This is a genomic window from Actinoplanes sp. NPDC024001, assembly GCF_040638955.1.
Taxonomy (GTDB): domain Bacteria; phylum Actinomycetota; class Actinomycetes; order Mycobacteriales; family Micromonosporaceae; genus Actinoplanes.
Genome location: NZ_JBEZZB010000055.1, coordinates 29,716 through 56,060 on the forward strand (window position 1 = coordinate 29,716; position 26,345 = coordinate 56,060).

Sequence of the window (26,345 nt, forward strand, 5' to 3'; positions counted from 1 at the left end):
GGTGCTGCGACTCTGCTGGGCCGGGACCGAACGGGTTTCCTTCGGTTTTCCGCCGCGGGTAGGCATCGCCGAGCGATGGACCCTGTTCGTCGGCGCCGCCCTGTCGGTGTGCCTGGGTGTCGCGCTGGTGCAGTCCTCGCTGCTCCTGCTGATCACCGCGGCCACCATGGACCCGCCGCCGGGCCTGTCCCCCATGGCGCAGATGCGCTTCGACGACGGCCGGTCGGCCGCCGTCTCGATGCTCGGCGTGGTGATGGGCGGCGCCGCCTTCCTGGCGATCTTCATCATCAGCTCGACCTTCGCCTTCACCGTGGAACAGCGCCGCCGTGACCTCGCGCTGCTGCGCCTGGCCGGCGGCAGCCGGGGCCAGTTGCGCCGGCTGCTGCTCGGCGAGGCGGTGCTGCTCGGCGGGCTCGGCGCCGGCCTGGGCATCCCGGCCGGCCTCGGCGTGATGGCGGTGCACGCCTGGCTGATGCGCCGGATGGGCTTCGTCCCGGACGGCTTCCACGGCGAGTGGCGCAGCTGGATCATCGGCGCGTCGCTCGGCACCGGCCTGATGCTGGCCGTCGCCGGCGCGCTGGCCGCCGCGCACCGGGCGGCCCGGGTGCGGCCCCTCGACGCCCTGCGCGACTCCGGCGAGGCGGCCCGGGTGATGACCGCCGCGCGCTGGGTCTTCGGCCTGCTCTTCCTCGGCGGGGCGCTGGCCCTGATGATCGTGGCGCCGCACGGTGGCCCGGACGGCGGCCAGGCGATGGCGATGAACGTGCCGCTGTGCGCCGCGGTGGCGGCCGCCGCGTTCGGCCCGCTGCTGGTGCCGGCGGTGGCCCGGCTGATCCCGGCCGGTGCGGGTGGGCCGCTCGGCTCGCTGGCCCGGGCGAACCTGCGCGACGGGCGGCGGCGCAGCGCCTCGGTGGCGGCGCCGGTGACGGTTCTGGTCGCGCTCGTGGCCGGGCAGGCCGGTGCGTCGGCGTCGTTCACCACGTCCGGTGTGGAGCAGTTGCGCCGGGCGACCGCCGCCGACCTGGTCGTCGAGTCGTCCGGGCCGGCCGGCGAACGGATCGCCGCGGTGCCCGGGGTCGCGGCGGCGTCGACCGAGATCGAGCTGCCGGCCCGCGCCACCACCGGGGACGCTGACGAGCGGGAGACCGACACGATCACGGTGCTGGTGGTGGACTTCCCGGCGTACGCGGAGATCCATCCCGGCAGTGCGGCGCTGCGCGGCCTGGACCCCCGCACGGCCGCGACCGGTCCGGGCGGCGACCTGGCCGCCGGGACCGCGCGGGTCGAGCTTCCCGGTCTCGACCTGGGCGACCTTCCGGTCGCCGCCGGCGTGCCGGCCGCCGCGAGCGGCGGCGCGGACCTTCTGCTTGCGGCCGGCCTGGTGCCGCCGGCTCAGCTCGCCGCGGCCTCCAGTGCCACTTTCGTACGGGTACAGCCCGGCGCCCGGCCCGACCTCACCGCTTTCGGGACCGTCTCCACGGTGGACGAGTGGCTCGCCACCGACGCCGCGAACCGCAACGCCACCAGCAACAAGATCATGGTGCTGGTGCTCGGTCTCGGCGCCCTGTACGCCCTGGTCGGCGTGGTGAACTCGGTGGTGATCGGCGCGGCCGCCCGGCGCCGCGAGTTCGCCGAGGCGCGGGTGACCGGGCTGTCCCGGGGCCAGGTGATCCGGTCGGCGCTGGCCGAGTCGTCGGTGGTGACGGTCGCCGGCATCCTGCTCGGGCTGGTCGCGGCGGCCGGCGCCTTCGTCGCGGCGATGACCAGCACAGCGGCGATCACCGGGACGGCGACACTCGACCCGCCGTGGTTGCTGCTGCTCGGGCTGACCGGGGTGACTCTGCTGGCGACCGGCGTGACCAGCGTGATCACCTCGTGGTCGGCGACCCGGGAACGGCCGGTGGCGCTGCTCGGGGCGCGCGAGTGAGCCGATCACGGACAGTAAGTTCACCTTGCGTTGGGTGACAGGTAACCGTGAGGTCGCCTAGGTTAACCCTCGGTGTCGCACGAGGACACCATCTGACGTGAGAGGGGGGCTCACCATGGCGAAGAAGTCGAAGAAGGACAAGAAGAAGGACAGCAAGAAGAGCAAGAAGAAGTGATCATCCGCCGGTGGCGACCGCTGTGGCCGCCACCGGCGCACTCTCTCTGGAGCTTCCATGCGACCGGGCCCCGACGAGCCGGCGGCGGGACCGTGGCGGATCTCGGCGCTCTCGGACTTCGCCCGAACACTGACGACCTCCGCCGCCCGGCCCGCCGGGCGGCCGCTGATCGTGGCGATCGACGGGCGCGGCGGAGCGGGCAAGTCCAGCCTGGCCGGGCGTCTGCAGTCGGCGCTCCCCCGGTCGGCCGTCGTGCACACCGACGACGTGGCGTGGTGGCAGTCCCGCTTCGACTGGGCCGATCTGATGGCCGAGCACGTCCTCACGCCGCTGCACGCCGGGCGGGCGGTCAGCTTCACGCCGCCGGCCTGGCGGGAACGCGGGCGGGCCGGCGGCATCGAGGTGCCGGCCGGACGCAGCGCGGTCCTCGTCGAGGGGGTGGGCGCGTCCCGGAAGGAGCTGACCGCGCTGATCGACGTCGCGGTCTGGGTTCAGTCGGACTTCGCCGGCGCCGAGGAGCGCGGCCTGCGCCGCGACGTGGAGCAGGGGCTCGACCCGGAGACCGCCCGCCGCGAGTGGGACGAGTGGATGGCCGAGGAGATCCCGTTCCTCAGCCGGGACCGCCCGTGGGAGCGTGCCGACTTCGTCGTCGCCGGCACGCCCACGCTGCCCCACGACCCGCTGCACGAACTGCTCCTGGCGCCCCGCATGCGATAGGGCGGCGCCGGAACGGCTCGGGCGTCAGTCGGGTGCTTCGGTGGCGCCGGCTTTGCGGGTCACGTCGGAGTCGCCTTCGGGGACCTCGCGGTCGTCACGCTCGGGCAGCGGCAGGTCCGGCACCACCAGATCCTCCTGTCCCGGCGGGGCCGGCGGGTCCGGGCTGAGCGGTGGGCGCGGTTCGGCTTCGTCGGTCATGTCCGTGCTGTTTCCCGATTCCGGCTGCGACAATCCCCCGCGTGATCAACGTGCATGTCGTCTATGCGCATCCGGCCGAGCACGGCTTCACCCGGGAGGTGCTCGACGCCTTCCGGGCCGGGCTCGACGAGGCCGGGCACCCGCACACCGTGTCGGATCTCTACGCGATGGGCTTCCGGCCGGAGCTGACCCGGTCGGAATACCATCGTCGCGACGGCGACCCGGTTCCCGCGGACGTGGCGGCGGAACAGGCCCGCCTGGACGCCGCCGACGTGTGGGCGTTCGTCTACCCGGTCTGGTGGGCCGACTGCCCGGCGCTGCTCAAGGGCTGGTTCGACCGGGTGTGGACGGTCGGCTGGGCGTACCGGCCGATGCGGCTGCGCCCGGCTCGCGCCGCGCTCGTGCTCTGCACCGCCGGTTACAGCGTCGCCGAGCTGGAGGCCTCCGGCTGTCACCAGGCCATGCGCACGGCGATGATCACCGACCGGATCGGCGCGCGGGCCGAGCGCGGCGAGTTCGTCGTGCTCGGCGGTTCGACGCTGCGCGGCGACGATCCGGGACGCTGGGCCGAGGTCAGAGCAGCACACCTGCGGCGGGTGGGTGAACTGGCCCGGGATCTGTGACCCTACGGGCGTTCTTCTGCTGGTAGAGGCGGGCGTCGGCGGCCGCGTACAGGGTGTCGAAGTCGGCGCCGTCCCGGTCGAGCACGGCGACGCCGATGCTGACCCCGGTCCGTTCGGCCAGCGCGGCCCGCAGGAACTCGGCGACCGCGTCGGGCCGGTCGCCGCCGACCAGCATCACGAACTCGTCCCCACCGAGCCGGCCGACCACGGCGTCCGGGCCGGCGCCGTCCTGGAGGGTGGCCGCGACCCAGCGCAGCAGGTCGTCACCGGCGGCGTGCCCGTGCAGGTCGTTGAGCTGCTTGAACCCGTCCAGGTCGGCGACCAGCAGGGCGGCGTGGCGAGCCCGCGCGGTCTCGGCGGCGAACCGTTCGCCGAATCCGCGCCGGTTGAGCACTCCGGTGAGCACGTCGACCCGGGCGAGCCGGGTCAGCATCCGCCGCTGCGTGGCGGCCATCCGCCCCTGCAGCGCGCAGGCGACCGCGGTGGCGGCGGTGCCGAGCAGGTTCGTCGCGACGTACCAGCCGCTGGAGGCGCCCTCGGCCACGGCCAGCGCCACGTAGAGCGCGCCGGCGGCGACCGCGACCGGCGCCGCGACCCGGGGCCGCATGCTGAGCATCAGCAGCGGGATCGGCAGCAGCATCCCGACGCCGAGGGTGCTGCTCACCCCGCCGTCGAGGAAGGCGATCGCGGCGAGGCTGAGGAACGAGCTCACCGAGAACGCCAGCATCAGCGGGCGGGCGGCCCGCGACCGGCTGAGCCACGTCGCGCCGAGCACCACCGCCAGGCCGGCGGCGAAGCCCCAGAGGCAGATCGTCAGCATCACGCCGCGGTGCGGGTTCCCGGCGGTGAACAGCGCCAGGTAGACCAGGGCCACGCAGGTCTGGGCGACGGACATCCAGCCGGGGTCGGCGATCGAGTGCCGTCGCCGTTCCCGGCCGCCGACGGTCGCCGCGGGCCCGGTCGTTCCGGATCCGGCGCGGGCCCGGGCCACCTCCTCGGCGGTCGGCGCCCGGCGTACGCGGGCCGCCTTGTCCGCGTAGAGCCGCCGGTCGGCGACGCTCGCCAGCCCGGCCGCGTCCCGGGCGTCCCGCGGGCAGGTGGCGGCGCCGAAACTCGACGGCGCCCCGGTGCGCAGCCGGTCCCGGACCTGGTCCACGATGCGGGCGGCCGCGGCGCTGTCCACGCCGGGCAGCAGAAGCGCGAACTCGTCGCCACCGAGACGGCCGGCGACAGTGGGGAAGGCTCGTAGCTCCTGACCCACCCAGGCGAGCAGCTCGTCGCCGGCCCGGTGCCCGTAGGCGTCGTTGACCTGCTTGAAGTGGTCGAGATCCAGCAGCACCAGCGTCACCGGCCCAGCGTCGGCCAGCGCGGCCGCCACCCGCTCGTCGAAGCCGCGCCGGTTCAGGCAGCCGGTGAGCGGATCGGTCCGTGAGTTGTCGGCGAGGCGCCGGCGCAGCGACGCCAGCGTCATCGAGTGGCGCAGGCAGAGCACCGCCGCGGCGCCGAAGCCGAGCGCGTGCACCAGCCAGTACCCGGGTGGCGCGGGGTCGCCGTACACGACGACCAGTCCGTACCCGATCGCGTTGAGCGTCACCACACCGAGGAAGGCGCGCGGCAGCAGGACCGTGGCCAGCAGCACGGTCGAGGTCGGGATGAGGGCGCCGAGCGGGCCGGCGATCCCGCCGTCGAGCAGGGCGAGCACGACGTAGCCGACCAGGTTGACGAACGCCCCGATGTGCTGGGGCACCATCCACCGGCGGGACGCGACGATCCTGGTCGCGACCGCCCCGGCGAGGGCGGTGGCGACCAGGATCGTCAGCGCCACGGTGAGCATGGCGACCCGGCCAGGCTCGCCCCACGTGGCCGCCGCGTAGACGACGGCCAGCAGGGCGGGCGAGCAGCAGTACAGGGCGCCGGCACGGATCGCCCGTATCCGCTGCTCGTGCACGGGCACCTCCACGGCCGGGACTCGACCCCGCACTGATCGGCCCGGCACGCCGGAGGTTTAAGGATTTCTGGTCAGCAACCGGCGGGGCACCGCTGCGGCCAGCGCGGCGTACCCGGCCGGGTTGAGGTGCAGGTTGTCACCGGTGTTGTAGGCGTCGGCGATCCGGCGTGGCTGTGCCGGATCCCGGACCGCGGCGTCGAAGTCCACGTACGCGTCGAACAGCCCGCCCCGGATCGCCCGGTTGACCGCCTGCCGGGACTGCTCACGCAGCCCGCCCGCGTCGTCGTAGATGTTCCCGCCGAACGGGGTGAGCGTCGCCCCGTACACGGTCAGGTCCTGCGCGTGCGCACGCAGCACCATCTGCCGGTACGCGCCGATCAGGTCCGCCACCACCCGCTGCTGCGCCGCCTCGGTGGCCTCGGCGGTGCCGATGTCGTTCACCCCCTCGAAGACCAGCAGCCAGGTGGCCCCGGTGACGGCGAGGACGTCGCGGTCGAGCCGGGACAGGGCGTTCGGCCCGAGCCCGTCGCGCAGCACCCGGTTGCCGCCGGCCGCCTGGTTGAGCACCGCCACGTCGTTGCCGCGCAGCCGGGCCAGCAGCTGGTCCGGCCAGCGGTCGTTGCCGTTGGCGGTGGAGCCCCGGCCGTCGGTGAGCGAGTCGCCGAGCACCACCAGCCCGGCGACGTTCACGGCGGTCACCTCGACGCCGCTGATCAGGTACCAGTGGTCGGTCGGGGTCGCCCCGGCCAGCGTGGTCTCGTGCACCGCGTCCCCGTGCACCAGCCACGACGTGGTCCGCGAGCCGGGGTGCGAGGTCAGTTCGAGGGTGGCCTGCCCCTCGGCCAGGAAGGTGGTCACGGTCAGGTTGGCCGCGCCCGCCACCGGCATGTCGACCGGGTCGGACACCATCTGCGCGCCGACCGGCACCACCACCGAGCGGTGGCCGCCGAAGGTGAGCGGACGCGACGTGCCCGGGCGGATCTCCGCCACCCCGGCGGCGCCGCCCGCGGGCAGCGCCACGGCGGCCGCGGTGATCGGCAGGTCGGCCCCGCCGAACGCGTTGGAGAACCGGACCCGCAGCTGCCGGCCGCCGACCGTGGTCCGCAGCGTCTGCCGCATCGTGGTGTTCACCAGCACCGAGTCGGTTCCGGTGAACGGCGCGGGCGGCAGGTTGTGCGGTTCGGTGAGCTGCGGCATCGCGGTCCAGGTGTGGGTCCAGCGGGGTCGCGACCCGATGCCCTTGCCGAGCAGCACGGCCGAGGCGGCGGCGCCCCCGGAGGCCAGAACGGTACGTCTGCGCATGGCTCAGTACCTCCGGCTCTCGGGCGGGCCGAGGTAGCTGTACTTCACGCCGCCGGTGTCGACGACCAGCCGCTGCAGGATCACGGTCGGGTCGACGGCGTGGAAGGTCAGCGTGTGCACGCCCGGCTTGTCGATGGTGTGCGTGGTGGTGGTGATGTTGATGTTGTCGGAGGTGTTGCGGGCCCACTGCCGGTTCATCGCGGTGTCGTCGGCGCCGGTCGCGGCGATGATGTCGACCGTCTGCGCCGGCTGGCCGTCGACCGAGACCGCGTAGCGCAGGCCCGGCGTGGGCAGCACGTTGTTGCGCGGCGACAGCCAGGCGGACACCTTGACCGGCCCGGTGGTGGTCAGCGTCATCCGGTATTCGAGCTTGGCGCCCTCGCTGAGCGGCGTCAGCCCGTCGGTGCTCTTGCCGATGTGCGGCAGCAGCCGCCAGTCGCCGACCTTGCGGTGGTAGTGCGCCGCGTCGATCGCGACGTAGCCGTTCGCTTCCGCGAAGCCTTGCGGCTTGATCTCCGGGTTGCGCACCGAGGCCTGCACGACCTGGGTGCCACCCGCGCCCTCAACCGTGATCGGTACGGTCGTGACACCCTTCGGTGCCTTTCGCCAGTCCACCGCGACCGTGGCCCGGATCTGCTTGTCCACGCGTCCCGAACTCGGTGTCACCTTCAGCCACGGCTGACCAGTGGTGATCCGGTACCGGAACGGTGTCGTGCCCTTGTTGTAGACCTCCAGGAACTGCTGGGGCTGCGACTGCCACGGGCTGAACTCGGGCAACGTCTCGGTGACACCCATGGCGGCGGTGGACGGCACCTCGATCCGCTTCAGGTGCGGGTAGATCTCGTCCGGCAGGGCCACGTGGTTGTCGGTCTGCGGCTGCTGCCACGACGCGTTGTTGTAGCGGGCCGCGTTGCCGTACCCGATCTTGGGCTGAGTCTGCCAGCCGGCCCACTTCCCGCCGGCCAGCTCGTTGTTGTAGTAATCGCTCAGCGCCTGGTCCTCGGCGAAGCGGGCCTCCGCCTCGTCGGCGAGGTCGTTGGTGGCCGCCCGGCCCTGCGCCGCGTACATGATGTTCGTGAATTCGGCGCGCCGTAGCTCGTACAGATTGGCGGTCGCCTGGACCTGGTAATCGACGAGCTGGAAATAGGCATCCTGCCGATCGGCGGGAATCCGCCGTTTGATCCGCTCGGCCTTCGCGGCGAGCGCCCGCCACTCGGCGACCACCCGGTCCATCTCGCGATAGTCGGTCAGAGTGAACGTGCTCTCCTGGTCGTTGTAGACCACGGTCTGCGCGTCACCGGAGATCCGCCGGTTCAGCGACTCCGGCTTGCGGCGCGACTGCAGGTAGCCGTACTGGCTGAGGACCTCGGCGATCTCGCCGGCCAGCGCCGGACCGAAGTTCTCCGCCGCGTAGCGGCGTTCCCAGTCGCCGATGCGGTGCAGCGGGATCGCGTCCGGGTTCCAGGCGTAGTCCAGGAAGAACTGCGTGGGGAGCTCTTCGTTCTTCAGGTCACCCACGTTGACCACCCAGAGACGGTCAACCCCCTTGGTGTACGCCAGATGCAGCTGCTCCCAGGTGTTGGTGAGGTTGACGGTGTCGACCCACTTGTAGTTGCGGCCGTCGCCGACGTAGTCGAAGTGGTAGTACAGCCCGTAACCGCCGCTGCGGGCCGGCAGACCGGCGTGCGGCAGCTTGCGCATGTTGCCCCAGTTGTCGTCGCAGAAGACGACGGTCACGTCCTCGGCCGGCTGGTAGCCCTTGTCCCAGTAGCGCTGCACCTCCTTGTAGAGGGTCTGCACCTGGGGCGCCTCCTGCAGGCCGAACTCGCGCAGGATCTCCCGCTGGGTATCGATGATCGTGCTCATCAGGTCGATGCCGTCACCGTCGGGCAGGCTGACGTCACCGTTGCCGCGCATGCCCAGCGTGATGACACCCTCGAAGCCCTGCTCCTTCATCCGCTTCGCGCCGTCGCGCCAGTAGGCCACGATCGCGTCCCGGTTGCGGCGGAAGCTCCACTCGCCGGTCCCGCCGTAGGGGTCGCTGCCGGGGGTGACGATGTTGCCGTTGGCGTCGCGGACCGCGGCCTTGGCGTGCCGGTTCCACTCCTCGATGCCGCGCATCATCGGCGCCTCGTGCGAGGTGCCCATGACCACGCCGTACCGGCTGGCGGTCTCGTGGTTGAGCGGGTCGTCCTCGGCGAACGCCCGGCCCCAGACCGCCGGCCACAGGTAGTTGGCCTTCAGCCGCAGCATGGTCTCGAAGACCTTGGCGTAGTAACCGGCGTTCAGGCCGCCCTCGTAGCCGGGGACCTTGCCGGGCCCGAAGTAGCCGGGCGCCCAGGTGCCGGTCGCCGGGTTCTCGTCGTTGATGAAGAAGCCGCGGTATTTCACCTTCGGCGTGCCCTGGCTGTGCCGGCCGGGCAGCGCGTACCACGCGTCGGAGCGCGGGACCGGCACGTCGTCCCAGAAGTGCCAGGGCGAGACCCCGATCTTGCGGGACACGTCGTAGACGCCGTAGATGGTGCCGCGCTGGTCGCTGCCGGCGATCACGAACGCCCGGCGCACGCCCGGCAGCGGGTTCTCGACGACCTGTTGCAGGGAGGTCTCCCAGCGGCCGGCGATGCCGCGCACGTCGAGGCGGCCGGCCTTGATCAGGCGGTCGATGAGGGTGCTGCGGCCGATCGTGCCGACCAGGATCGGCTCGCTGCCGGCCGGGATCTCGCCGGTGGTGCTGACGGTGGGCTGCACGCCGGTGGCGGCGTGCAGGTCGGATCGGAGGTCGCCGGCCACCCGCAGGACGCCGGCGTGGTCGTTCGCGGCGGTCACGATCGGCGCGGCGGCACCGCGGGCGACCAGGGGGAACCGGCCGGGTCCGGGCCGGGTGCTCAGATAGCTGCTGTCGCCGTGGCCGGTGGCGGGGCCGGCAGTGGCTGGGGATGGGGAGACGGCAGGGGCGAGGGTGAGCGCGACGAGGACGGCCGACGCGCTCGCGAGGAAGCTTCGCATGGGGATACGCTCCAGGCAGGCACCGAAAGTTTCGGACTCAAATCGATAGCGCTCCCAAAACGTATAGCCGTGTATCTATGACGTCAACCCGCGCGCCGCAGGCAGCACGAAAACCGCGAGCCACGTTGGGTTGCGGTCGCGATTGCCGAAACTTTCGGACCCTCAGGATTCCGTCCGGCCGGCGTGCACGGTGTCGCCGCCGTGCCAGGACCGCCACAGCGCCGCGTACGACCCGCCGGCCGCGACCAGCTCGTCGTGCGTGCCCAGCTCGATGATCCGGCCGTCGTCCATCACCGCCACCCGGTCGGCGTCGTGTGCGGTCTGCAACCGGTGCGCGATCGCGATCACCGTGCGCTCGTGCAGCACCGCCGCCAGGGCCCGCTCGGCGGTCCGCGCCGCGGTCGGGTCGAGCAACGCCGTCGCCTCGTCGAGGATCACCGTGTGCGGGTCGGCCAGCACCACCCGGGCCAGCGCCAGCTGCTGCGCCTGCGCGCCGTCCGGCGGCTGCTCGCCGAGATCCCGGTCCAGGTCGTCGGCCCAGTCCGCGCCGACCGTGGCGAGCGCCCGGCGCAGCTCGCCGTCGGAGGCGGGCACCATCAGGTTGTCCCGCAGCGACTCCCGGAAGACGTGGTGCTCCTGGGTGACCAGCACGACCTGGCGGCGCAGCTCGTCCGGCGGCAGGTCAGCGACCGGCACCCCGCCGACGGTCACCGAACCCGCGGTCGGCCGGTCCACCCCGGCGATCAGCCGGCCCAGAGTGGACTTGCCGGCGCCGGAGAGCCCGACGATCGCCAGCCGCTCCCCCGGCCGGACCGTCAGCCGCACGTCGTGCAGCACGTCGCGGCCCCGGTCGTAGGCGTACCGCACCCCGGTCACCTCGATCACCTCGTCGCGCGGGGTGTCCGTGGTGGGCGGCGGGCCGGCCGGGATCACGCTCAGCCCCTCCACCCGGGCGAATGAGGCGAGGCTGCTCTGCATCAGCTCGATCCGGATCAGGATGGTGTCCAGCGGGTTGACCAGCTGCCGCAGATAGAGCACGGCCGCACCGACCGTGCCGAGGCTGACCTGGCCGTCGATGTAGAGCAGCCCGCCGAGCAGCAGGATGAGCACGGTCGGCACCGCGTACGACGTCTCGGCGAGCGGGAAGAAGACACTGCGCAGGCGGAGCGTGGCGAGCCGGGTGCGACGGGTCTCGGTGATCGCCTCGTGTCCGGCCGCCAGGCGGCGGCCGGCCAGGCCGAACGCCTCCACGGTGCGGGCGCCGGCGGTGGTCGCCGCCAGCTCCTCGGCGAGCCGCGAGTTCGCCGCGCCCTCGGCCAGATAGGCGGCCCGCGCCCGCCGCAGGTACCACTGCGTCACGAACCAGATGCCGGAGAGCCCGAGCACCCCGACCACGCCCAGCAGCGGGTCGAGCAGCACCACGGCGACCGCCACGAACAGCAGCTGGATCACGGCGATGAAGACGGTCGGCAGGATGTCGCGCAGCGTGGTGGCGACCGCGTCCACATCGGTGGTGCCGCGGGCCGCGAGGTCACCGGAGGGCACCCGCTCCAGCACCGCGGCCGGCAGGTTGAGCGCCCGGCGCAGGAAGCTCTCCCGGATCCGGGCGGCGGTGCGCTCGCCGAAGCGGTAGCCGATCGCGAGCGCGTACCGCGACAGCAGCGTCTGCACGACGGCACAGCCCAGGACGGCCAGAGCCAGCAGGTCCACCTGCCCGGCACCGCTGCCGGCGGCCACCGCGTCGATGATCCGGCCGAGCAGCCACGGCCCGCCCAGCGCGGCGAGGGCGGCCAGCGAACTGACCGTGATCAGCCCGGCGACGGCCCGCCGGTCGACCGCCACCAGCCGGAGAGCGGCCCGCCGGACCGTGGGCTGATCCGCGATCGGCAGCGCCGCGCTCATAGCTCGTCCTCCCCGAAGACGCGAGTGACCAGGGTGCGATAACCCGGTTCGGTGGCCAGCAGCTCGTGGTGCGTGCCGGAGGCGGCGACCCGGCCGGCCACCAGGTAGTGCACGACGTCGGCCCGGTCCAGGAAGACCGGCGAGGTGGTCGCCACCACGGTGCCCCGCCCGGCCCGCGCCTCGGCCAGCCGCTCGGCGATCGCCACCTCGGTGTGCGCGTCCACCGCCGAGGTCGGCTCGACGGCGAGCAGCATCTCCGGGTCGGTGTAGACGGCCCGGGCCAGCCGGACCCGCTGCCGCTGCCCGCCGGACAGGTTGCGCCCGCCCCACTCGACCGGGCGGTCCAGGTCGTCGGCCACGTCGTGCGCGACGGCGACCCGGATCGCCTCGCGGACCCGCGCGTCCTCCGGCTCGTGCCGCCCAGCCACCACCTCGCGCAGCGAGCCGGCGAACAGGTCGGCGTCGTTGACGGCCACCAGGATCCGCTCCCGGATGCCGGCCATCGCGATCCGGTCCAGGCGGCGGCCGTCCCAGGTCGCGGTGGTCACGCCGTAGCGCCCGAGGCGGTCGAGGACCTCGGCTGCGTCGGCCGGGCGGGCGCCGGCCAGCGCGGTCAGCCGGCCGGGCTCGGCGGTCACGCCGGACTCCGGGTCGTGCAGGACCGCCGGGCCGGCGGGTGCCGGCTCGCCGGACGGGTCGTCGACGGGCAGCCGCAGGAAGTCGGTCACCCGGCGGGCCGCCACCAGGCCGTGCGCCAGGTCGAAGCCGCAGAAGATGAAGACGCTCACCGGCACGACCAGCATCGCGGTGTAGCCGTACACCGCGATCAGCTCACCGACGGTGAGCTCGCCGGCGGCCGCGAGCCGGGCGGCCAGCCAGATCACCACCGCGAGGAAGACCACCGGCAGGCCGTCGCCGAGCGCGCCGATCCAGCTCGACGGCCGGCCCACCCGATAACCCTGCTCGCGGACCCGCGCCGACTCCCGCTCGTAACGCTCCAGGTGGGTCTGCTTGCCGCCGAGTCCGTTGAGGATGCGCAGGCCACCGACCACATCGACCAGACGCGCGTTCAGCGCGCCCTGCCGCTCCCGGTAGTGCGACCCGGCGCGCTGTGTGCGGTGCAGCAGCGGCCCGACGACCAGCCCGAGCAGCGGCACCCCGATCGGCACGACCAGGGCGAGCACCGGCGACGTCCGGAACAGCAGCACGGCGACCATCGAACAGGCCAGCAAGGCGGCGACCCCGACGCTGCCGACGTTCATCGCCCGGCCGATCGTCCACACGTCGGAGATGCCGATGGTGACCACCTCACCGGCGGTCACCCGGCGCGGCAGGGCCGCGCCGAGCCGGGTGGCGTGCGTCATCACCTCGTCGGCGGTGCGCAGCGCGGCGGCCAGCCGCAGCTTGGTCATGCTGCGGTGCCGCATGATCCCGAGACCGGCGCTGGCCACGCCGAGGACCAGCACCCCGGCGGTCCAGGCGAGCAGCGCGGGCACGCTGCGCGGCCGCACGCCCTCGTCGACGGCCCGGGAGATCAGGTACGGCGTGAACGCCAGCGTGAGGAACCAGGCCGAGCCGAACAGGGTCCCGGCGGCCACCCGTCCCTTGCACTGTCGCGCCAGCCACCACAGAAATCGCCCCGGCCCCCGTAAGTCCACGCCGGTCATGCTGCCCATCCGGCCGTACCGTTGTCGACCGGTTTAGGGGTTATCTGCGGGTGAAGAACCGCCGGGCCGAGGCGGGCGCGGTGAGCGCCAGCAGCATCCCCACCGCGACCGCCAGCACGGTCAGCCCGGCCCCCGGGAACTTCCCGTCGACCAGCGGGGGCAGCAGCATGATCCCGCCCCACAGCGCGGCCAGGCCGAGCAACGGCATGCAGGTGATCCAGGCCCACTGCCGGCCCTGCCAGAGGAACCAGGCGAGCAGCAGCACGAAGAGCGAGAAGAGCACGGTGATCGCGTTCAGTCCGACGTAGAGGATCCGCGCGGCGTCGCCGTAGGAGGTGTGCGACAGGTTGTAGGGCACCTGCACGACGGCCCGGACGATGTTCAGCACGGCGAGCAGGGCCAGCCCGATCACCACGACCTTGACCACCGGCGGCGCCGCCGGGCGGACAGCGACTTGCGCCATCGTCACATTTCCCTTCGTCGATCGAATGTCCGCGACGATCCTACGAAAGGCGACCATCCCATCAAACTGATTTGATGTAATCTGGCGGGGTGGCGTCCCACCCACCGCCTCCGGCGTTCCTCCGGCTGGCCGCCCACCCGCTGCGGTGGCGGCTGCTGACCGAGCTGGCCACCAGCGACCAGCGCGTCCGTGACCTGGTCGCGCTCAGCGGCGAGCCGCAGAATCTGGTCTCCTACCATCTGCGGCTGCTGCGCCAGGCCGGGCTGGTCACCACGGTCCGGAGCACCTTCGACGGCCGCGACACCTATTACCACCTGGAGCTGGACCGGTGCGCCGGCGCGTTCCGGGCGGCCGGCGCGGCCCTGCACCCCGCCCTGCACCCGTCGTCCGGCGGCGGCACCGCGCGGGGCCGGGTGCTCTTCGTCTGCACCGGCAACAGCGCCCGCTCCCCCATCGCCGAGGCCCTGCTGCGCCACCGCACCGGCGACCGGGTCGAGGTGACCAGCGCCGGCAGCCGGCCTCGGCCCGCCGGCCTGCATCCGCACACCGTCCGGGTGCTCTCCGAGGTCTACGGGATCGACGTCGCCGGCCGGCCGGCCCGGCACTGGGACACGCTCACCGGCCACCGCTTCGACTACGTGATCAGCCTCTGCGACCGGGCCCGCGAGGCCCTCCCCGACTTCCCGGGACGTCCCCGGCGGGCGCACTGGAGTCTGCCCGTCCCCGGCGACTACGCCGGCCACGTCCGCATCGCGGCCGACATCGACACCCGCATCAGGCACCTACGACCGCTTCTGGAGGAGGTTGCGCCATGAGTCAGTACGCGAGCGTTCGCTATCTCGTCGACGACGTCCCGGCCGCCGTCGAGTTCTACACCCGCCATCTCGGCTTCACCCCCGGCCCCAGCGCCAACCCGGCCTTCGCCGACGTGCTCCGTGGCCCGCTGCGGCTGCTGCTCTCCGGCCCGGCCAGTTCCGGCGCCCGGGCCACGCCGGACGATGCCCGGACCGCCGGCGCCAACCGCATCCACCTGGAGTTCGACGATCTGGCCGCGGAGATCGACCGGCTGCGCGCCGCGGGCGTGTCCTTCACCGGCGACGTGGTCACCGGTCCCGGCGGCAGCCAGGTCCTGCTCACCGACCCGGCCGGCAATCTGGTCGAGCTGTTCCAGCCCGCCGGCCGCTAGCCGGTCCACCGCTTCCGAGCCGGGGCCGAAGTCCACACGGTGGGGTCTCAGGCGCAGGCCCGGGCGGCGGCGGGCGGGATCGCCAGGCCGGCCCGGAAGAAGTGGTCCGGGTCGTAGGCGGCCTTGACCCGGCACAGGGCGTCCCAGTTGGCGGCGGTGAACGCCGTCGCCACCCGGGACGGGTCGGGCAGGAAGTTCAGGAAGCTGCTGCCGATGCCGGCGCCCCGCAGCGCCTCGGCGGCCCGCGCCGACGGCACGGTGTCCAGGATGACCGAGAGCGGGGCGTCCCGGTGCGCGCCGGCGCCGCTGTCGCGGGCGATCCGGCCGCCCCAGTGGCGGATCTCCACGGTCGCTCCCGGCTCGCTGACCAGCGCGTCCACCAGGTCGTCGTCGAAGGTGCGCACCTGGTCGAAGGTGCGGGCGAAGGTGCCGCCCATCGCCGCCTCGGCGTAGTCGACCACCCGCATGGTGTCCTCGCGGACCGGGCCGGCCGTGCGCCACAGCGGTTCCAGCAGGTGGCGGCCCCGGTCGGCGTCGCCGGCGTACATCGCCTTCACGGTGAGGTTCCCGTCGCGGGTGAGCACGATCGCGGTGCTCATCTCGTCGGGCACCCGCTCGATCCAGCGCCGGTAGTGGGCCAGCGTCTCGGCGGCCCGCTCCCGGCCGAAGGTGACCGCGCCGGCGTACACCCGGGTCACCGGGTAGAGGCGGAACTCGAGGTCGGTGACCACGCCGAACGAGCCACCGCCGCCCCGCAGCGCCCAGAACAGGTCGGCGTGCTGGTCCGCGTCGGTGGTGAGCACGTCGCCGTCGGCGGTGACCACCCGGGCCCGGAGCACGCTTTCCGCCGCCAGGCCGTACCGGCGGGCCAGCCAGCCCAGACCGCCGCCGAGCGTGTAGCCGGTCACCCCGACGTCGGGCGACGAGCCGGAGAGCGGCGCCAACCCGAACGGCGCGGCCGCCGCGAGCACGTCGCGCCAGCGCGCGCCCGGGCCCACCCGGGCGACCCGCCGGTCCGGGTCCACCAGCACGGCAGCCATGCCATTCGTACGCAGCAGCACCGCCCCGTCGTGCGCGACGTGGGTGCCGTGCCCGGTGGCCTGCACCGCGAACGGCAGCCGCTGCCGGCGGGCGGCCAGGACGGCCGAACGGACGTCCGCCACGCTCGTGGCCAGCACGATGGAGGCGGGGTACGGGTCGAGCGCCGGGTTCAGCGCCTTGCGGTTCTCGTCGTAGCCCTCGTCCCCGGGGCGCAGGTGAATGCTCATGCCGGTCAGACCACCGCCGCGCGCGGAACTCATCGGTCAGCCCGCGACCGGAGTGAGTTAGGCTCGCCTAACCTCAACAGACAGGGTGACAATGGCACAGCCGGAATCGCTGACGCAGTTGCTCGACGGGCGGCGGGCGGCGGTCGACGCCTCGCTGCCGGCGGTCGGGTTCGTCGCCGGCTACCTGCTCGGCGGCCAGTCGATCTGGGGCGGCACCATCGGCGCGGCGGTCTTCGCGATCGGCATCGCGGTGTGGCGGCTGCGCAACGGCGACCGGCCCCGCGCGGTCCTGATCGGGCTGCTGGGCGTCTCGGTGGCCGCGCTGATCGCCCTGCGCACCGGCAAGGCCGAGAACTTCTTCCTGCTCCAGCTCTTCAGCAACGCGGCCAGCGCGCTGGCCTGGGCGGTCAGCATCGTGATCCGGTGGCCGCTGCTCGGCGTCATCGTCGGTGCCGTGCTCGGCCAGAAGACCCGCTGGCGGCGTGATCCGGCGCTGCTGCGGGCATACTCGCGGGGCAGCTGGGTGTGGGTGATGCAGTACCTGATCCGGATGGCGGTCTTCCTGCCGCTCTACACCGCCGGGCAGGTCGCCGCGCTCGGCGTGGCCCGGGTCGCGCTGAGCTGGCCGCTGGTCGCCGCCTGCCTCACGGTGAGCTGGTGGGTGATCCGCCGCAACCTCCCGGCCGGCCATCCCGGGCTGCGCCACCCGGTCGACCAGCCCGCCTGAAACCCGGTTGCCCGGCCGGCGCCCGCGCAGTGAACTTCATCCATGGACTGGGTCAGGGGCTTCTACTCACGGACCGGGGCGTGGTGGGGCGACGCCGAGGCACGCCTCACCGAACGTGACCACCGGCGGGTGCGCCTGCTGCACGAGCACGCCGGCGACGGGCCGCGGCGGGTGCTCGAACTGGGCTCCGGCTACGGCACCACCGCGACGGCGACGGCACAGGCCGGACACGCGGTCACCGCGGTGGAGATCAGCGAGCGCGCCGGCCGCTTCCGCGGCGACGTCGCGCCCGGCTCACTCACCGTCATCAACGACGACTTCTACGAGGTACGGCTGACCGGCGACTTCGACGTGGTCAGCTACTGGAACGGTTTCGGCGTCGGGTCGGACGCGGATCAGCGCCGGCTGTTGCGCCGGATCGCCGGATGGCTGCGGCCGAGCGGGGTCGCGCTGATCGACGTGTTCAACCCGTTCGTGTGGGCCCGGTGGGACGGCGACCGCACCCACCGGACCCCGGATCCGCAGCGGGGTTACGCGCATGAGCTGTTCGAGCTGACCACCTTCGACCCGGTGACCTGCACCGCGGTCGACACCTGGTGGGAGGCGGGCCGGCCGGAGGACCGGATCAGTCAGGTGCTGCGCTGTTACACGCCGGCCGACCTGGGGCTGCTGGTCGAGGGCACCGGGCTGCGGCTGGCCGGGATCACCGGCGGCCCCGCGGCGCAGTTGCTGCGGGAGCACGCCGAGTACACGGCGGTGCTGAGACCTGCCGAGCCACGGTGACCCCTGTGGCGCCGATGCCAGATGCGGAGTAGCCGGCTTCTGGGGGCCGGCTACTCGTACGATCGCGGGGTTTTGTCAGTCGGCCGCAAGGCCGTCGCTGTGCTTGTCGAAGCCGATGTAGAGGCGGGCCGCGGCGTTCGCGCCGAGCGCGCCCAGGGTCTCCAGCTCGCGCAGGCGCAGCAGGGCCGGGTGCTCCGCATAGGCCTCGGCGGCGGCCGCGAGCCGGCGCAGCGCGTCGACCTCGGCATCGGCGCGGATCCGCGTGGCCGCGGCGTCGGCCTCGGCGGCCAGCCGGGAGGAGTCCGCCTTGGACGCCGCCTCCAGAGCCTCGCGGTCGGCCCGGGTGCGCGCCTCGACCATCTGCGCCTCGGCCAGGCGCTGCGCGGTGAGCACCCGGTTCATCACGTCCTGCAGGTTGCCCGGGAAGACCAGGTCCTTCACGTCGGCGCGGATGATCTCGACACCGTAACCGGCGGAGACACCCTCGACGTCGCGCAGGATATCCTCGCTGAGCTGGTTACGGTTGGTGAGGATGGCCTCCAGCGTCATGGACGCCAGCGACCGGCGGGCGGCGAGCTGCACGTCGCTGTAGACCCGGTCGGCGTAATCGGCGACGCGCTCGATCGCGGCCACCGGGTCGACCACCCGGAAATGCGTGATGATGTTGACCCGGACCGCGACCTTGTCGGCGGTCAGGATCTCCTGGCCCTTGATGTTGAGCTCACGCTCGCGCAGGTCGACGAAGACGACGTCGACGGTGGGCACCCGCTGCCCCGGGAACCGCCGGGTGGGCAGCTCGTAACGGCCGGGCTCGAGCACCTGGTCGAATCGGCCGTCGACATAGCGCAGGCCACGGAATCCGCTGCGGATGATCACCTCACGGGTCTTGGACATGGTTCACCTCTGTGACAAAGAGAAAAGGGTGGCCCCGTAGCGGTTCCGACGGGAAGGATCCGTCGCCCGGAAGGCAGCGGGACGAGCGTGGTTTGAGCGCCAGTGCGTCCGCTGTGGAGGCGCTTTCTTCTGGAATCGCCGGGGCCGCACTGAGAATGGCAAGATTCCCGATCAGCCACAACGCAATATCGACGCGAGGGGCACCCATGCTGGCCGAGTACGTCCGCGACGCCGCCATGACCGCGGCGATCTTCGGATTCTTCACGATGGTCTGGTTCGGCTGGGCTCTGGAGGCGCCGCCACCGGCCTGGCGGCGCTACCTCTACGCCGGGCTGACCGCCGGCGTGCTGGCGATGGCCGGTGGCGCCGTGCAGGCCGCGCTCCACTGGTCCGACGGCACCGTGTTCGACGAGTCGGTCAGCCGGACCTACGGCATCGTCGTCGGCATCGAGTTCGCCGTCGCCGGGATCGGCGCCGCCATGCTCGCGGTGGCGAAGCGGCCGTCACTGATCCCGGTCTGGATCTCCTTCGTGGTCGGGGTGCACCTGTTCCCGCTCGCGGCGCTGCTGCACTATCCGGTGATCCACGTGGTGGGGGTCCTGGTCACCGCCACGTCGCTCGCCGCGATCCCGATCTCCCGGAAGACCCGGTTGCACCCCAGCGCCGTGGTCGGTGTGGGTTCCGGCGTCGCGTTGCTCGCCGGCGCCCTGCACTCGCTGTGGACGACGTTCCTCAACTGGTGATGGTGATGGCGCTGGTCGGGCAGACCGCCTCGGCCTCACGCACCATGCCGTGCTGCGGCGGATCGGGCTCCGGGTCGAGCAGCACCACGATGCCGTCGTCCTCGCCCTGGTCGAAGACGTCCGGGGCGAGCAGGACACACTGACCGGCGCCGCAGCACTTCTGCCGGTCGACGCTGACGTGCACGGGCACCTCCGCCTCAGTCATGGAAGGTGGCACCACCGTCCACCGTCCAGGTCTGCCCGTTGACCCACTCGGCGTCGTCGGACAGCAGGAACGCCACGGTCGCGGCCAGGTCGGCGGGGCGGCCCAGGCGGGTGCTGCGGCTGCCCGCCAGTCCGGCCGCCTGGAACTCCTCGCTCATCGTGGCCAGGGCGGTCTCGCTCATCACCATGCCCGGCTGCACGCCGTTGCAGCGTATCCCCTCCTTGCCCCACCGGGACGCGACATGCCGGGTCAGCGCGTTGATCCCCGCTTTCGCGGCGGCGTACGCCGGGCGGGTGGCCTCACCCACGCAGGCCGCCAGTGACGAGGTGTTGACGATGGCGCCGCCGCCGTTCGCCAGCAGCACCGGGATGACCGCGCGGCAGGACAGCGCGTAACCCAGCAGGTCCACCTCGAAGGTGCGCCGCCACACCGCCGGGTCCATCTCCAGCAGGTCGCCGTCGCGGCCCACCGTCTCCGGCGACAGGTCGGCACCCACGTTGAACAGGCCGTGCACGGTGCCGAACTCGGTCACCGCCCGGTCGATCAGCGCCCGGATCGACGCCTCGCCGGCCAGGTCGAAGGTGACCGCCAGCGCCTCACCACCGGCCGCTTCGATCTTGTCGGCGGTCTCCCGCGCGCCGTCGGCGTTGAGGTCGCCGACCACCACCCGGGCGCCCTCGGCCGCCAGCCGCTGCGCGGTGGCCGACCCGATGCCGGTCGCGCCGCCGCAGACGACGATGCTCCTGCCGGTCAGGCCGCGCATGACGTCACCACCGCACCATCACCCGTTCGATGCCGCCGATGATCAGCCCTTCGCGGCGGGGCAGCTCCTCGGCGGGCACGTCCAGGCTCAGCCCCGGCAGCCGGTTCAGCAGCACGGTCAGCGCGGTCTGCAGCTCGGTACGCGCCAGCGCCTGCCCGATGCAGGAGTGCGGCCCGGCGCCGAAGGCCAAGTGCGGGTTCGGCGAGCGGCCCAGGTCCATCTCGCCGGCGTCCGCGAAGGCCGTCTCGTCCCGGTTCGCCGCCGCCATGCTGCTGATCACCGTGGTGCCGGGCGACAGGGTCGTGCCGCCCACGTCGATCTCCTCGGTGATGTACCGCGGCATCCCGAAACCCGGGTTGGCGTCGAAGCGCAGCGCCTCCTCGACCGCGGTGCGCACCAGCGACCGGTCGGCCAGCAGCCGCTCCCACCGGGACCGGTCGGCCAGCAGCATCGCGGTCATCTTCCCGATCATGTTGGCGGTGGTCTCGTGGCCGGCGATCAGCAGGCCCTGCGCGGTGCCGACCAGCTCCAGCTGCGACAACTGCCCGTCCTCGGCGTCGGCCACCACGATCAGGTCGCTGATCAGGTCGTCGCCGGGGTCGGCGCGCTTGCTGTCGATGTGGGCCCAGATGTACTCCCCGAACTCCAGCTGGGCGGCGTTGATCTCCTCCTGCCGGTAGCGGGTCAGGCTCAGCATGTGGTCCGACCAGTAGGCGAACTTCGCCCGGTCCCGGTCCGGCACGCCGAGCAGGTCGCAGATCACCCAGACGGGCAGGGGGAACGCGTACGACGAGACGAGGTCGGCCGGGGCGCCCCCGGCAACCATGTCGTCGACCAGCCGCTCGGCCATCGCCTCGATCCGTGGCTGCATGGCCGACATCCGCTTGGCGGTGAAATACCGTCCCACCAGCCGCCGCCAGCGCTGATGCCCCTCACCGACCGGCGTCTTCTCGGCCTGCTCGGCCCCGAACACCCCGCCGGACTCGTTGGCGGTGACCCGGGCGGCGTCCTCGGCGTTCAACAGCCGGCTGAACCGTGGATCGCTGAGCACCTGGCGGACATCGGCATAGCGAGTGAGCACCAGCGCCGGGTCCCCGCTGGCCAGCCGCACCTCGGCGACCGGGCACTTCGACCGCAGCTCCGCCCACTCCGGCGGCGGTTCCAGGGCGGTGGGCTGGGGGAACGGGTACTCCGGGAGATCGATGGACATCGCGGCTCCTCGCTCAGCGTTCCACTGACAATCGTCAATCTAAGACGGCCGTCTTAGGCTGACAAGGGTGAAGACCAGGGACCTGATCGTGGCCACCGCGGAACGGCTCTTCGCCCTGCACGGCGTCGCCGCGGTCTCCAACCGGCAGATCAGCGAGGCGGCCGGGCAGGGCAACAACTCGGTGATCACGTACCACTTCGGCTCCCGCGCCGACCTGATGCGGGCCATCGTGCGCCCGCACAACGCCGACATCGAGCAGCGCCGCACCGCCCTGCTGGCGGCCGGTGTCCCGGACACCCTGCCCGGCTGGGCCGGCTGCCTGGTCCGGCCGATCACCGACCACTTCGCCTCGCTCGGCCCGCAGAGCTGCTACGCCCGGTTCGCCGCGCAGGCGACCACCGACCCGTTCCTGCGCGATGTGATCACCGAGGAGGCGCTGTCGACGCCGTCCACGCAGCGCACGCTGCGCGAGATCACGCTGCGCACGCCGGAGCTGCCGCCGGCGGTGCAGCGGTTGCGCACCGACATGACGCGCGTGCTGGTGGTGCACACTTGCGCTGAACTGGAACGCGCTCTGCACGACGGCACCGCCGAGGCGACCTGGCCGGAGGTGGCTGACGGCCTGGTCGACGCTTTGACGGGCTTGTGGACCGCACCCGTCACGCTTTGACGGTCGCCGCTTCACGTTCTAGACGGTCGCCGCCCTCTCCGAGACCCACCGACCAGACTTCGCGCGCGAGCCACCCCGCCGTTGCGGCGGTCGCGGACACCTGCCACCGCATCGTCTGCGCCGCTCGGTCAGCCAGCCGTCAGAGGTCGATCAGCTCGACGGTCACGGTGGCGACATCGCCGGCGGCGAGCTTCTCGGCGGTGCGGATGGCGCGCTTGACCGGCAGCACATAGGCCCCGCGACCGCTGTCGGGGAAGATCGACGTCGTCCAGCTGCTGCCGCCGATCGTGGCGCGCACCCGCACCGAGCCGAACCCGCGTGGCTGCCCGGCGGTCAGGTCGCGGATCTCCTCCGAGTCGTCCGCCGGCAGGCTCACGAAGGTCCAGCTGTCCCCACGGCGAGCGTCCCAGATCCACAGCTCGGCCTTGAAATCCACCTTCACGCCGGCAGCATGCCACGAGGGTCTGACAAGTTCCGCCGCCCGGCCGGCGAAGCGACGGGCCATGCCTGGGCCGAATCCGATCCTCATTGACGGCTCGGGCGGATCGCGACCTTCGGATCCCGGCGACCGTTCGGGCGAGCCGCGAACCTGGATCCCAACAACCGGTCGGGCAAGCCGCGAACCCGGATCCCAACAACCGGTCGGGCAAGCCGCGAACCCGGATCCCAACAACCGGTCGGACGAGCCGCGAACCTTTGGATCCCGGCAACCGGTCGGGCGGGCGAACCTCGGATCCGGCGACGGTTCAGGCGGGCTGCGAACCTTGATTGCCAGCGATGGTTCGGGCGAGCCGCGCCGCCTCGGTGACCAGCCGGCTCTTGCCGCGTCGGGCAGCGACCTCGGCGACTCCCGGCAGCTCTTCCGCAGCACCGATTCCCGATGCGGCTGATTCGGCCAGGGCCAGCAGGTCAGGGGCGCCCGACCCGGGGGTTGCGGCCGCGAGCACGACCGGCACCAGTTCGCGGGCCAGCGCCCACACCTGTTCGGCGGCCCCGGCACGGACCGCCTCCACGAGGCTTTCCGCGACTCGTTTCAGCACCAGGATGTTCGCCGAGTAGAGCTCGGCCAGTTCGCGGCCGACCAGGCCGCCGTCGAGCAGGCCTCGGGCTGCGAGCAGCACGAACGCATCGGTGGCGGTGATCCGGTAGCCGGGGCGGCCGGCGGTCAGCCCGTAGGCCAGGCAGAGGGCCATCGCCGGGCCGAAGGGGCCGTCGGTGCGAGCCAGGACCGGCAGGATCTCGACCTCGCCGCGGTTGGTGCCGTCGGCCACGGCGGTGAGCAGCGGCTGCGCGTGGGCGGCCACGATCTCGCGGTGGCTCGGCAGCATCATCGGCCAGGCAGCCATCGGACTCTCGGCATGGCGGAAGCCGAACGCGCGGTCCTGGGCCTGGTCGGCCGGCAACCCGAGAAGGCCCGCCGGCACGGTCAGCGACTCGTGTTCCACCGGCTCGAACGCGACGGTCCGTCGCGCGACCGGCGCCAACAGGCAGTAGCAGAAATGGCCGTCGTGGCAGCCGCCGCAAAGCTTGCGGCCGACCGTCACGGTGACCACCTCGGGGTCGGGCAGGCCGTCACGCAGATAGGCGGCGAAAGCCCGGCCGGCTGGTGAACCGAGACGCTCGGCACCCTCCCGGACGGCCGGATCGACATCCCGTGGCAGCCGGAGCAGGGCTTGCGACAGGTCCCACGGACCCGGCTCGCAGCCCTCCGCGAGCAGGGCGAGAACGCGGGCCGGGTCGACGTGCCCGTCCATGGTGGCCGGGGTGGCCAGCAGCGCCGGTGGCAGTGTGCCGCGGAGTTGATGCGTCAGCTCGGCCATCCGCCCGACGATCATCCAGAACGGTGGCGCGGGCCGGACCTGGCCTGGTTCAAGCTCCGGCTCCCACGACGCCCGGTCCTCCCCGGCGGCAGCCCACAGCAAACTGACCAGAGGGCTGTCCCAGAACTCGGGGATCACCGGCCGCAGCGCCTCGGCCAGCGCCGCACGGTCGCTGTGCGCGAACCGCAGCAGCCCGGCCAGCAACCTCTCGATCAACACCGGGTCGTCCGGCGTCTTGTGCAACATCGTGACGACGATGCCGGTCAATTCGGCGATCGAGGTCACCGCCGCGGGCATCGGCGCCGCCGGCGCCACCGCTGGCAGCGGCACGGTGCCAACTCGCCCCGGCACCGCCTCGGCCGGCCTCCGCGGATCTCCGCCGGCCCCGCCCACCTCACTGCCGAGGCCCGCCGCAGCCGGATCATCCACTGATCCACCCGGCGCGCCTGCAGCGTGCCGATGCGGATTCTCGGCGGCCCCACTGCCGAATCCCACCGTAGCCTGATCACCTACCAAGCCAGCAGGCACTTCCGCCGCCTGCCGATGCGCCTCCCCGGCCAACTCAGCCGCACCGCCGCCGAATCCCACCGCAGCCTGATCACCCACCAAGCCGCCCGGCACCCCTGCGGCCTGCCGATGCGCATCCCCGGCCAACTCAGCCGCACCGCCGCCGAATCCCACCGCAGCCTGATCACCCACCAAGCCACCCGGCACCCCTGCCGCCTGCCGATGCGCATCCCCGGCCGGCCCGGCCGGATCAGTCACCAAGCCGGAAGCATCGTCACCGGGGGCGGCTGCGGCCCGGCGGTGTGGTGGCCCGGCCTGACCGCCCGGCCCGCCGAGGTCGCCCGCTGATCTGTGCAGCACCGCCTCGGCCTGCCGGCGCAGGTCGCCCTCCAGGCCGGCCGCCGCGTCGGCGAAGGTAGCTCGGCCCTGCGGGCCGACGGCCGGCAGATGCTTGGCGGCGAGTTTCAGCGCCCGCTCGGCCAGGTCGACCGCCTCGTTGGCCAGGCCCGCTGCCAGCCCGTCGAACAAGCGCGGGTCGGGGGCGCGGGCCAGGGCCGCGCCGAGCCAGTCCAGCTGGGCGCGGACCAGTTTCTTCTCCGGGCGGGGTAGCACCGCGAACGCCGCCTCGGCGATGGCGTCCACGTCCAGTTGGCCGGTCTCGTCGACGGTGCGCAGGGCGCGCAGTGCCAGCTCGGCGACGGCCACGTGCGGGCTGGACAGCATGCCCAGGTATTCCTGGCGGTGGGCCGCCAGCTCGGCCGGCGCCGGGTCGAGCAGCCGGTGCAGCTCGACCACCGGCTTGACCGCTGATGGGCGGTCGCCGGCGCGCAGGCGCAGCAGGCAGCCCTCCAGCAGCGCGGTGCGGTCGTAGTCGCCGTCGGCGCAGAGGCGGGCCAGCGCGGGCGGCCACTCCTGGCCGAGCAGCGCGCCGACCCGCGGGATCGTGAAGACGTGCGGCAGCAGCTGACCGGTCCGGGGTGAGTCGCGCAGCTGGCGGGTCAGGCCGCCGGGGCGGAAGGAGCCCATCCAGCCGCGCACGGTCGCCTCGGTCGCCGGGGTGGGCAGGCCGGTCTCGTCGAGCAGCCGGGCGACGATCGGCCACTGCCGCTCCACCTGGGCCGGGCGCAACTTGTCGGCCAGGCTCTTGGCGACGGCCTCGATCGACGGCCGGCCGGGTGCCCGCAGCACCGCGACGACGGCGTCGATCGACGCCGGCAGCGGGTCGAGCCAGAAGCGGTCGGAGCGCAGCCACGTCACCACATCGGCCGCGCGGGGCAGGCAACCCGCGCCGGCGACCCGCAGCGCGCCCTCGCGGCGGCGCCGGAAGGACTCCCGCTGCTCCCACGCGCGCTGCTGACGGGGGTAGTAATCCATCGGGTCCTCGCCGGGCAGCGGCTCCGGCTCCGGCCACTCGTGCGGGAACTCCAGCTCGATCTCCTTGACCGGGCCGGCCAGCGCACGCCGCTCCGGCTCGCCGAGGGCGAGCAGGCCACTTGCCACCCGCCCGACCTCACCGGCCTCGATCCAGGCCGCCAGCTGCGCGAACGTGGTCACTAGGGCACCATCCTTTCGACGAGATCTTGGTTGTAAGGTCTCGCCGGAACTCGGCGAGGATCGGGAGATGGCCTGTGGTGGTCGCCC

General features: G+C 72.9%; 23 protein-coding genes. 9 read left to right on the plus strand and 14 right to left on the minus strand.

Annotated features, from left to right (window positions below):
- Position 1: 1 nt before the first annotated feature.
- Positions 2-1,927 (plus strand): FtsX-like permease family protein, encoded by a 1,926-nt coding sequence (locus AB0F81_RS22280; protein ID WP_360200160.1) that lies wholly within the window; start codon positions 2-4, stop codon positions 1,925-1,927.
- A gap of 232 nt (positions 1,928-2,159) precedes the next feature.
- On the plus strand, positions 2,160-2,819 hold the full coding sequence (locus AB0F81_RS22285) for a hypothetical protein (RefSeq protein ID WP_360200162.1): 660 nt from the start codon (positions 2,160-2,162) through the stop codon (positions 2,817-2,819).
- 24 nt (positions 2,820-2,843) lie between these two features.
- Here the strand turns inward: AB0F81_RS22285 and AB0F81_RS22290 are convergent, their stop codons facing one another.
- Positions 2,844-3,017 (minus strand): hypothetical protein, encoded by a 174-nt coding sequence (locus AB0F81_RS22290; RefSeq protein ID WP_360200164.1) that lies wholly within the window; start codon positions 3,015-3,017, stop codon positions 2,844-2,846.
- A gap of 41 nt (positions 3,018-3,058) precedes the next feature.
- Here AB0F81_RS22290 and AB0F81_RS22295 point away from each other — a divergent pair, with 41 nt between their 5' ends.
- Entirely contained in the window at positions 3,059-3,640 is a 582-nt protein-coding gene (locus AB0F81_RS22295) for an NAD(P)H-dependent oxidoreductase (RefSeq protein WP_360200166.1), read from the plus strand.
- Here AB0F81_RS22295 and AB0F81_RS22300 read toward each other — a convergent pair.
- The 6 genes from AB0F81_RS22300 to AB0F81_RS22325 form a co-directional block, all read right to left on the minus strand.
- Positions 3,591-5,600, minus strand: a complete 2,010-nt coding sequence (locus AB0F81_RS22300) for a GGDEF domain-containing protein (protein WP_360200168.1) — start codon at positions 5,598-5,600, stop codon at positions 3,591-3,593. The genes AB0F81_RS22295 and AB0F81_RS22300 overlap by 50 nt on opposite strands.
- A gap of 45 nt (positions 5,601-5,645) precedes the next feature.
- Positions 5,646-6,890 (minus strand): SGNH/GDSL hydrolase family protein, encoded by a 1,245-nt coding sequence (locus tag AB0F81_RS22305; protein ID WP_360200170.1) that lies wholly within the window; start codon positions 6,888-6,890, stop codon positions 5,646-5,648.
- Positions 6,891-6,893: 3 nt separating this feature from the next.
- On the minus strand, positions 6,894-9,896 hold the full coding sequence (locus AB0F81_RS22310; protein ID WP_360200172.1) for a glycosyl hydrolase 115 family protein: 3,003 nt from the start codon (positions 9,894-9,896) through the stop codon (positions 6,894-6,896).
- A gap of 162 nt (positions 9,897-10,058) precedes the next feature.
- Positions 10,059-11,798 (minus strand): ABC transporter ATP-binding protein, encoded by a 1,740-nt coding sequence (locus AB0F81_RS22315; protein WP_360200174.1) that lies wholly within the window; start codon positions 11,796-11,798, stop codon positions 10,059-10,061.
- Entirely contained in the window at positions 11,795-13,396 is a 1,602-nt protein-coding gene (locus AB0F81_RS22320) for an ABC transporter ATP-binding protein (RefSeq protein WP_360200204.1), read from the minus strand. The genes AB0F81_RS22315 and AB0F81_RS22320 overlap by 4 nt, the downstream gene beginning before the upstream one ends.
- Positions 13,397-13,505: 109 nt before the next feature.
- Positions 13,506-13,928 (minus strand): hypothetical protein, encoded by a 423-nt coding sequence (locus tag AB0F81_RS22325; RefSeq protein WP_360200176.1) that lies wholly within the window; start codon positions 13,926-13,928, stop codon positions 13,506-13,508.
- Positions 13,929-14,017: 89 nt separating this feature from the next.
- On the opposite strand from AB0F81_RS22325, the gene AB0F81_RS22330 reads away from it, so the two are divergent.
- Positions 14,018-14,743, plus strand: a complete 726-nt coding sequence (locus AB0F81_RS22330) for an ArsR family transcriptional regulator (protein ID WP_360200178.1) — start codon at positions 14,018-14,020, stop codon at positions 14,741-14,743.
- Positions 14,740-15,114, plus strand: coding sequence for a VOC family protein (locus AB0F81_RS22335; RefSeq protein ID WP_360200180.1), 375 nt, complete (start codon positions 14,740-14,742; stop codon positions 15,112-15,114). The genes AB0F81_RS22330 and AB0F81_RS22335 overlap by 4 nt, the downstream gene beginning before the upstream one ends.
- Before the next feature lie 47 nt (positions 15,115-15,161).
- On the opposite strand, the gene AB0F81_RS22340 is transcribed toward AB0F81_RS22335, so the two are convergent.
- Positions 15,162-16,415 (minus strand): FAD-binding oxidoreductase, encoded by a 1,254-nt coding sequence (locus tag AB0F81_RS22340; protein ID WP_360200182.1) that lies wholly within the window; start codon positions 16,413-16,415, stop codon positions 15,162-15,164.
- Between the two features lie 58 nt (positions 16,416-16,473).
- On the opposite strand from AB0F81_RS22340, the gene AB0F81_RS22345 reads away from it, so the two are divergent.
- Positions 16,474-17,109, plus strand: coding sequence for a DUF3159 domain-containing protein (locus AB0F81_RS22345; protein WP_360200184.1), 636 nt, complete (start codon positions 16,474-16,476; stop codon positions 17,107-17,109).
- 42 nt (positions 17,110-17,151) lie between these two features.
- Positions 17,152-17,892, plus strand: coding sequence for a class I SAM-dependent methyltransferase (locus AB0F81_RS22350; RefSeq protein WP_360200186.1), 741 nt, complete (start codon positions 17,152-17,154; stop codon positions 17,890-17,892).
- Positions 17,893-17,967: 75 nt separating this feature from the next.
- Here the strand turns inward: AB0F81_RS22350 and AB0F81_RS22355 are convergent, their stop codons facing one another.
- On the minus strand, positions 17,968-18,786 hold the full coding sequence (locus AB0F81_RS22355) for a slipin family protein (protein ID WP_360200188.1): 819 nt from the start codon (positions 18,784-18,786) through the stop codon (positions 17,968-17,970).
- A gap of 206 nt (positions 18,787-18,992) precedes the next feature.
- Between AB0F81_RS22355 and AB0F81_RS22360 the strand changes: the two genes are divergently transcribed.
- On the plus strand, positions 18,993-19,529 hold the full coding sequence (locus tag AB0F81_RS22360; protein WP_360200190.1) for a hypothetical protein: 537 nt from the start codon (positions 18,993-18,995) through the stop codon (positions 19,527-19,529).
- Here the strand turns inward: AB0F81_RS22360 and AB0F81_RS22365 are convergent.
- The 3 genes from AB0F81_RS22365 to AB0F81_RS22375 are packed head-to-tail and all read right to left on the minus strand — an operon-like array spanning position 19,519 to position 21,707.
- On the minus strand, positions 19,519-19,734 hold the full coding sequence (locus AB0F81_RS22365) for a ferredoxin (protein ID WP_360200192.1): 216 nt from the start codon (positions 19,732-19,734) through the stop codon (positions 19,519-19,521). The genes AB0F81_RS22360 and AB0F81_RS22365 overlap by 11 nt on opposite strands.
- Positions 19,727-20,497, minus strand: a complete 771-nt coding sequence (locus AB0F81_RS22370) for an SDR family oxidoreductase (RefSeq protein WP_360200194.1) — start codon at positions 20,495-20,497, stop codon at positions 19,727-19,729. The genes AB0F81_RS22365 and AB0F81_RS22370 overlap by 8 nt, the downstream gene beginning before the upstream one ends.
- Before the next feature lie 4 nt (positions 20,498-20,501).
- The gene (locus AB0F81_RS22375; protein ID WP_360200196.1) at positions 20,502-21,707 is read right to left on the minus strand and encodes a cytochrome P450; all 1,206 of its coding nucleotides are present in this window, start codon (positions 21,705-21,707) and stop codon (positions 20,502-20,504) included.
- A gap of 67 nt (positions 21,708-21,774) precedes the next feature.
- On the opposite strand from AB0F81_RS22375, the gene AB0F81_RS22380 reads away from it, so the two are divergent.
- Positions 21,775-22,377, plus strand: coding sequence for a TetR/AcrR family transcriptional regulator (locus tag AB0F81_RS22380; protein ID WP_360200198.1), 603 nt, complete (start codon positions 21,775-21,777; stop codon positions 22,375-22,377).
- A gap of 139 nt (positions 22,378-22,516) precedes the next feature.
- Here AB0F81_RS22380 and AB0F81_RS22385 read toward each other — a convergent pair whose 3' ends face one another.
- Together AB0F81_RS22385 and AB0F81_RS22390 are read right to left on the minus strand one after the other, a co-directional pair.
- Positions 22,517-22,819 carry a DUF1905 domain-containing protein gene (locus tag AB0F81_RS22385; RefSeq protein WP_360200200.1) on the minus strand — a complete coding sequence of 101 codons (303 nt, stop codon included), beginning with the start codon at positions 22,817-22,819 and terminating at the stop codon, positions 22,517-22,519.
- Positions 22,820-23,123: 304 nt separating this feature from the next.
- Positions 23,124-26,258, minus strand: coding sequence for a DUF6493 family protein (locus AB0F81_RS22390; RefSeq protein ID WP_360200202.1), 3,135 nt, complete (start codon positions 26,256-26,258; stop codon positions 23,124-23,126).
- Between the last annotated feature and the right edge of the window lie 87 nt (positions 26,259-26,345).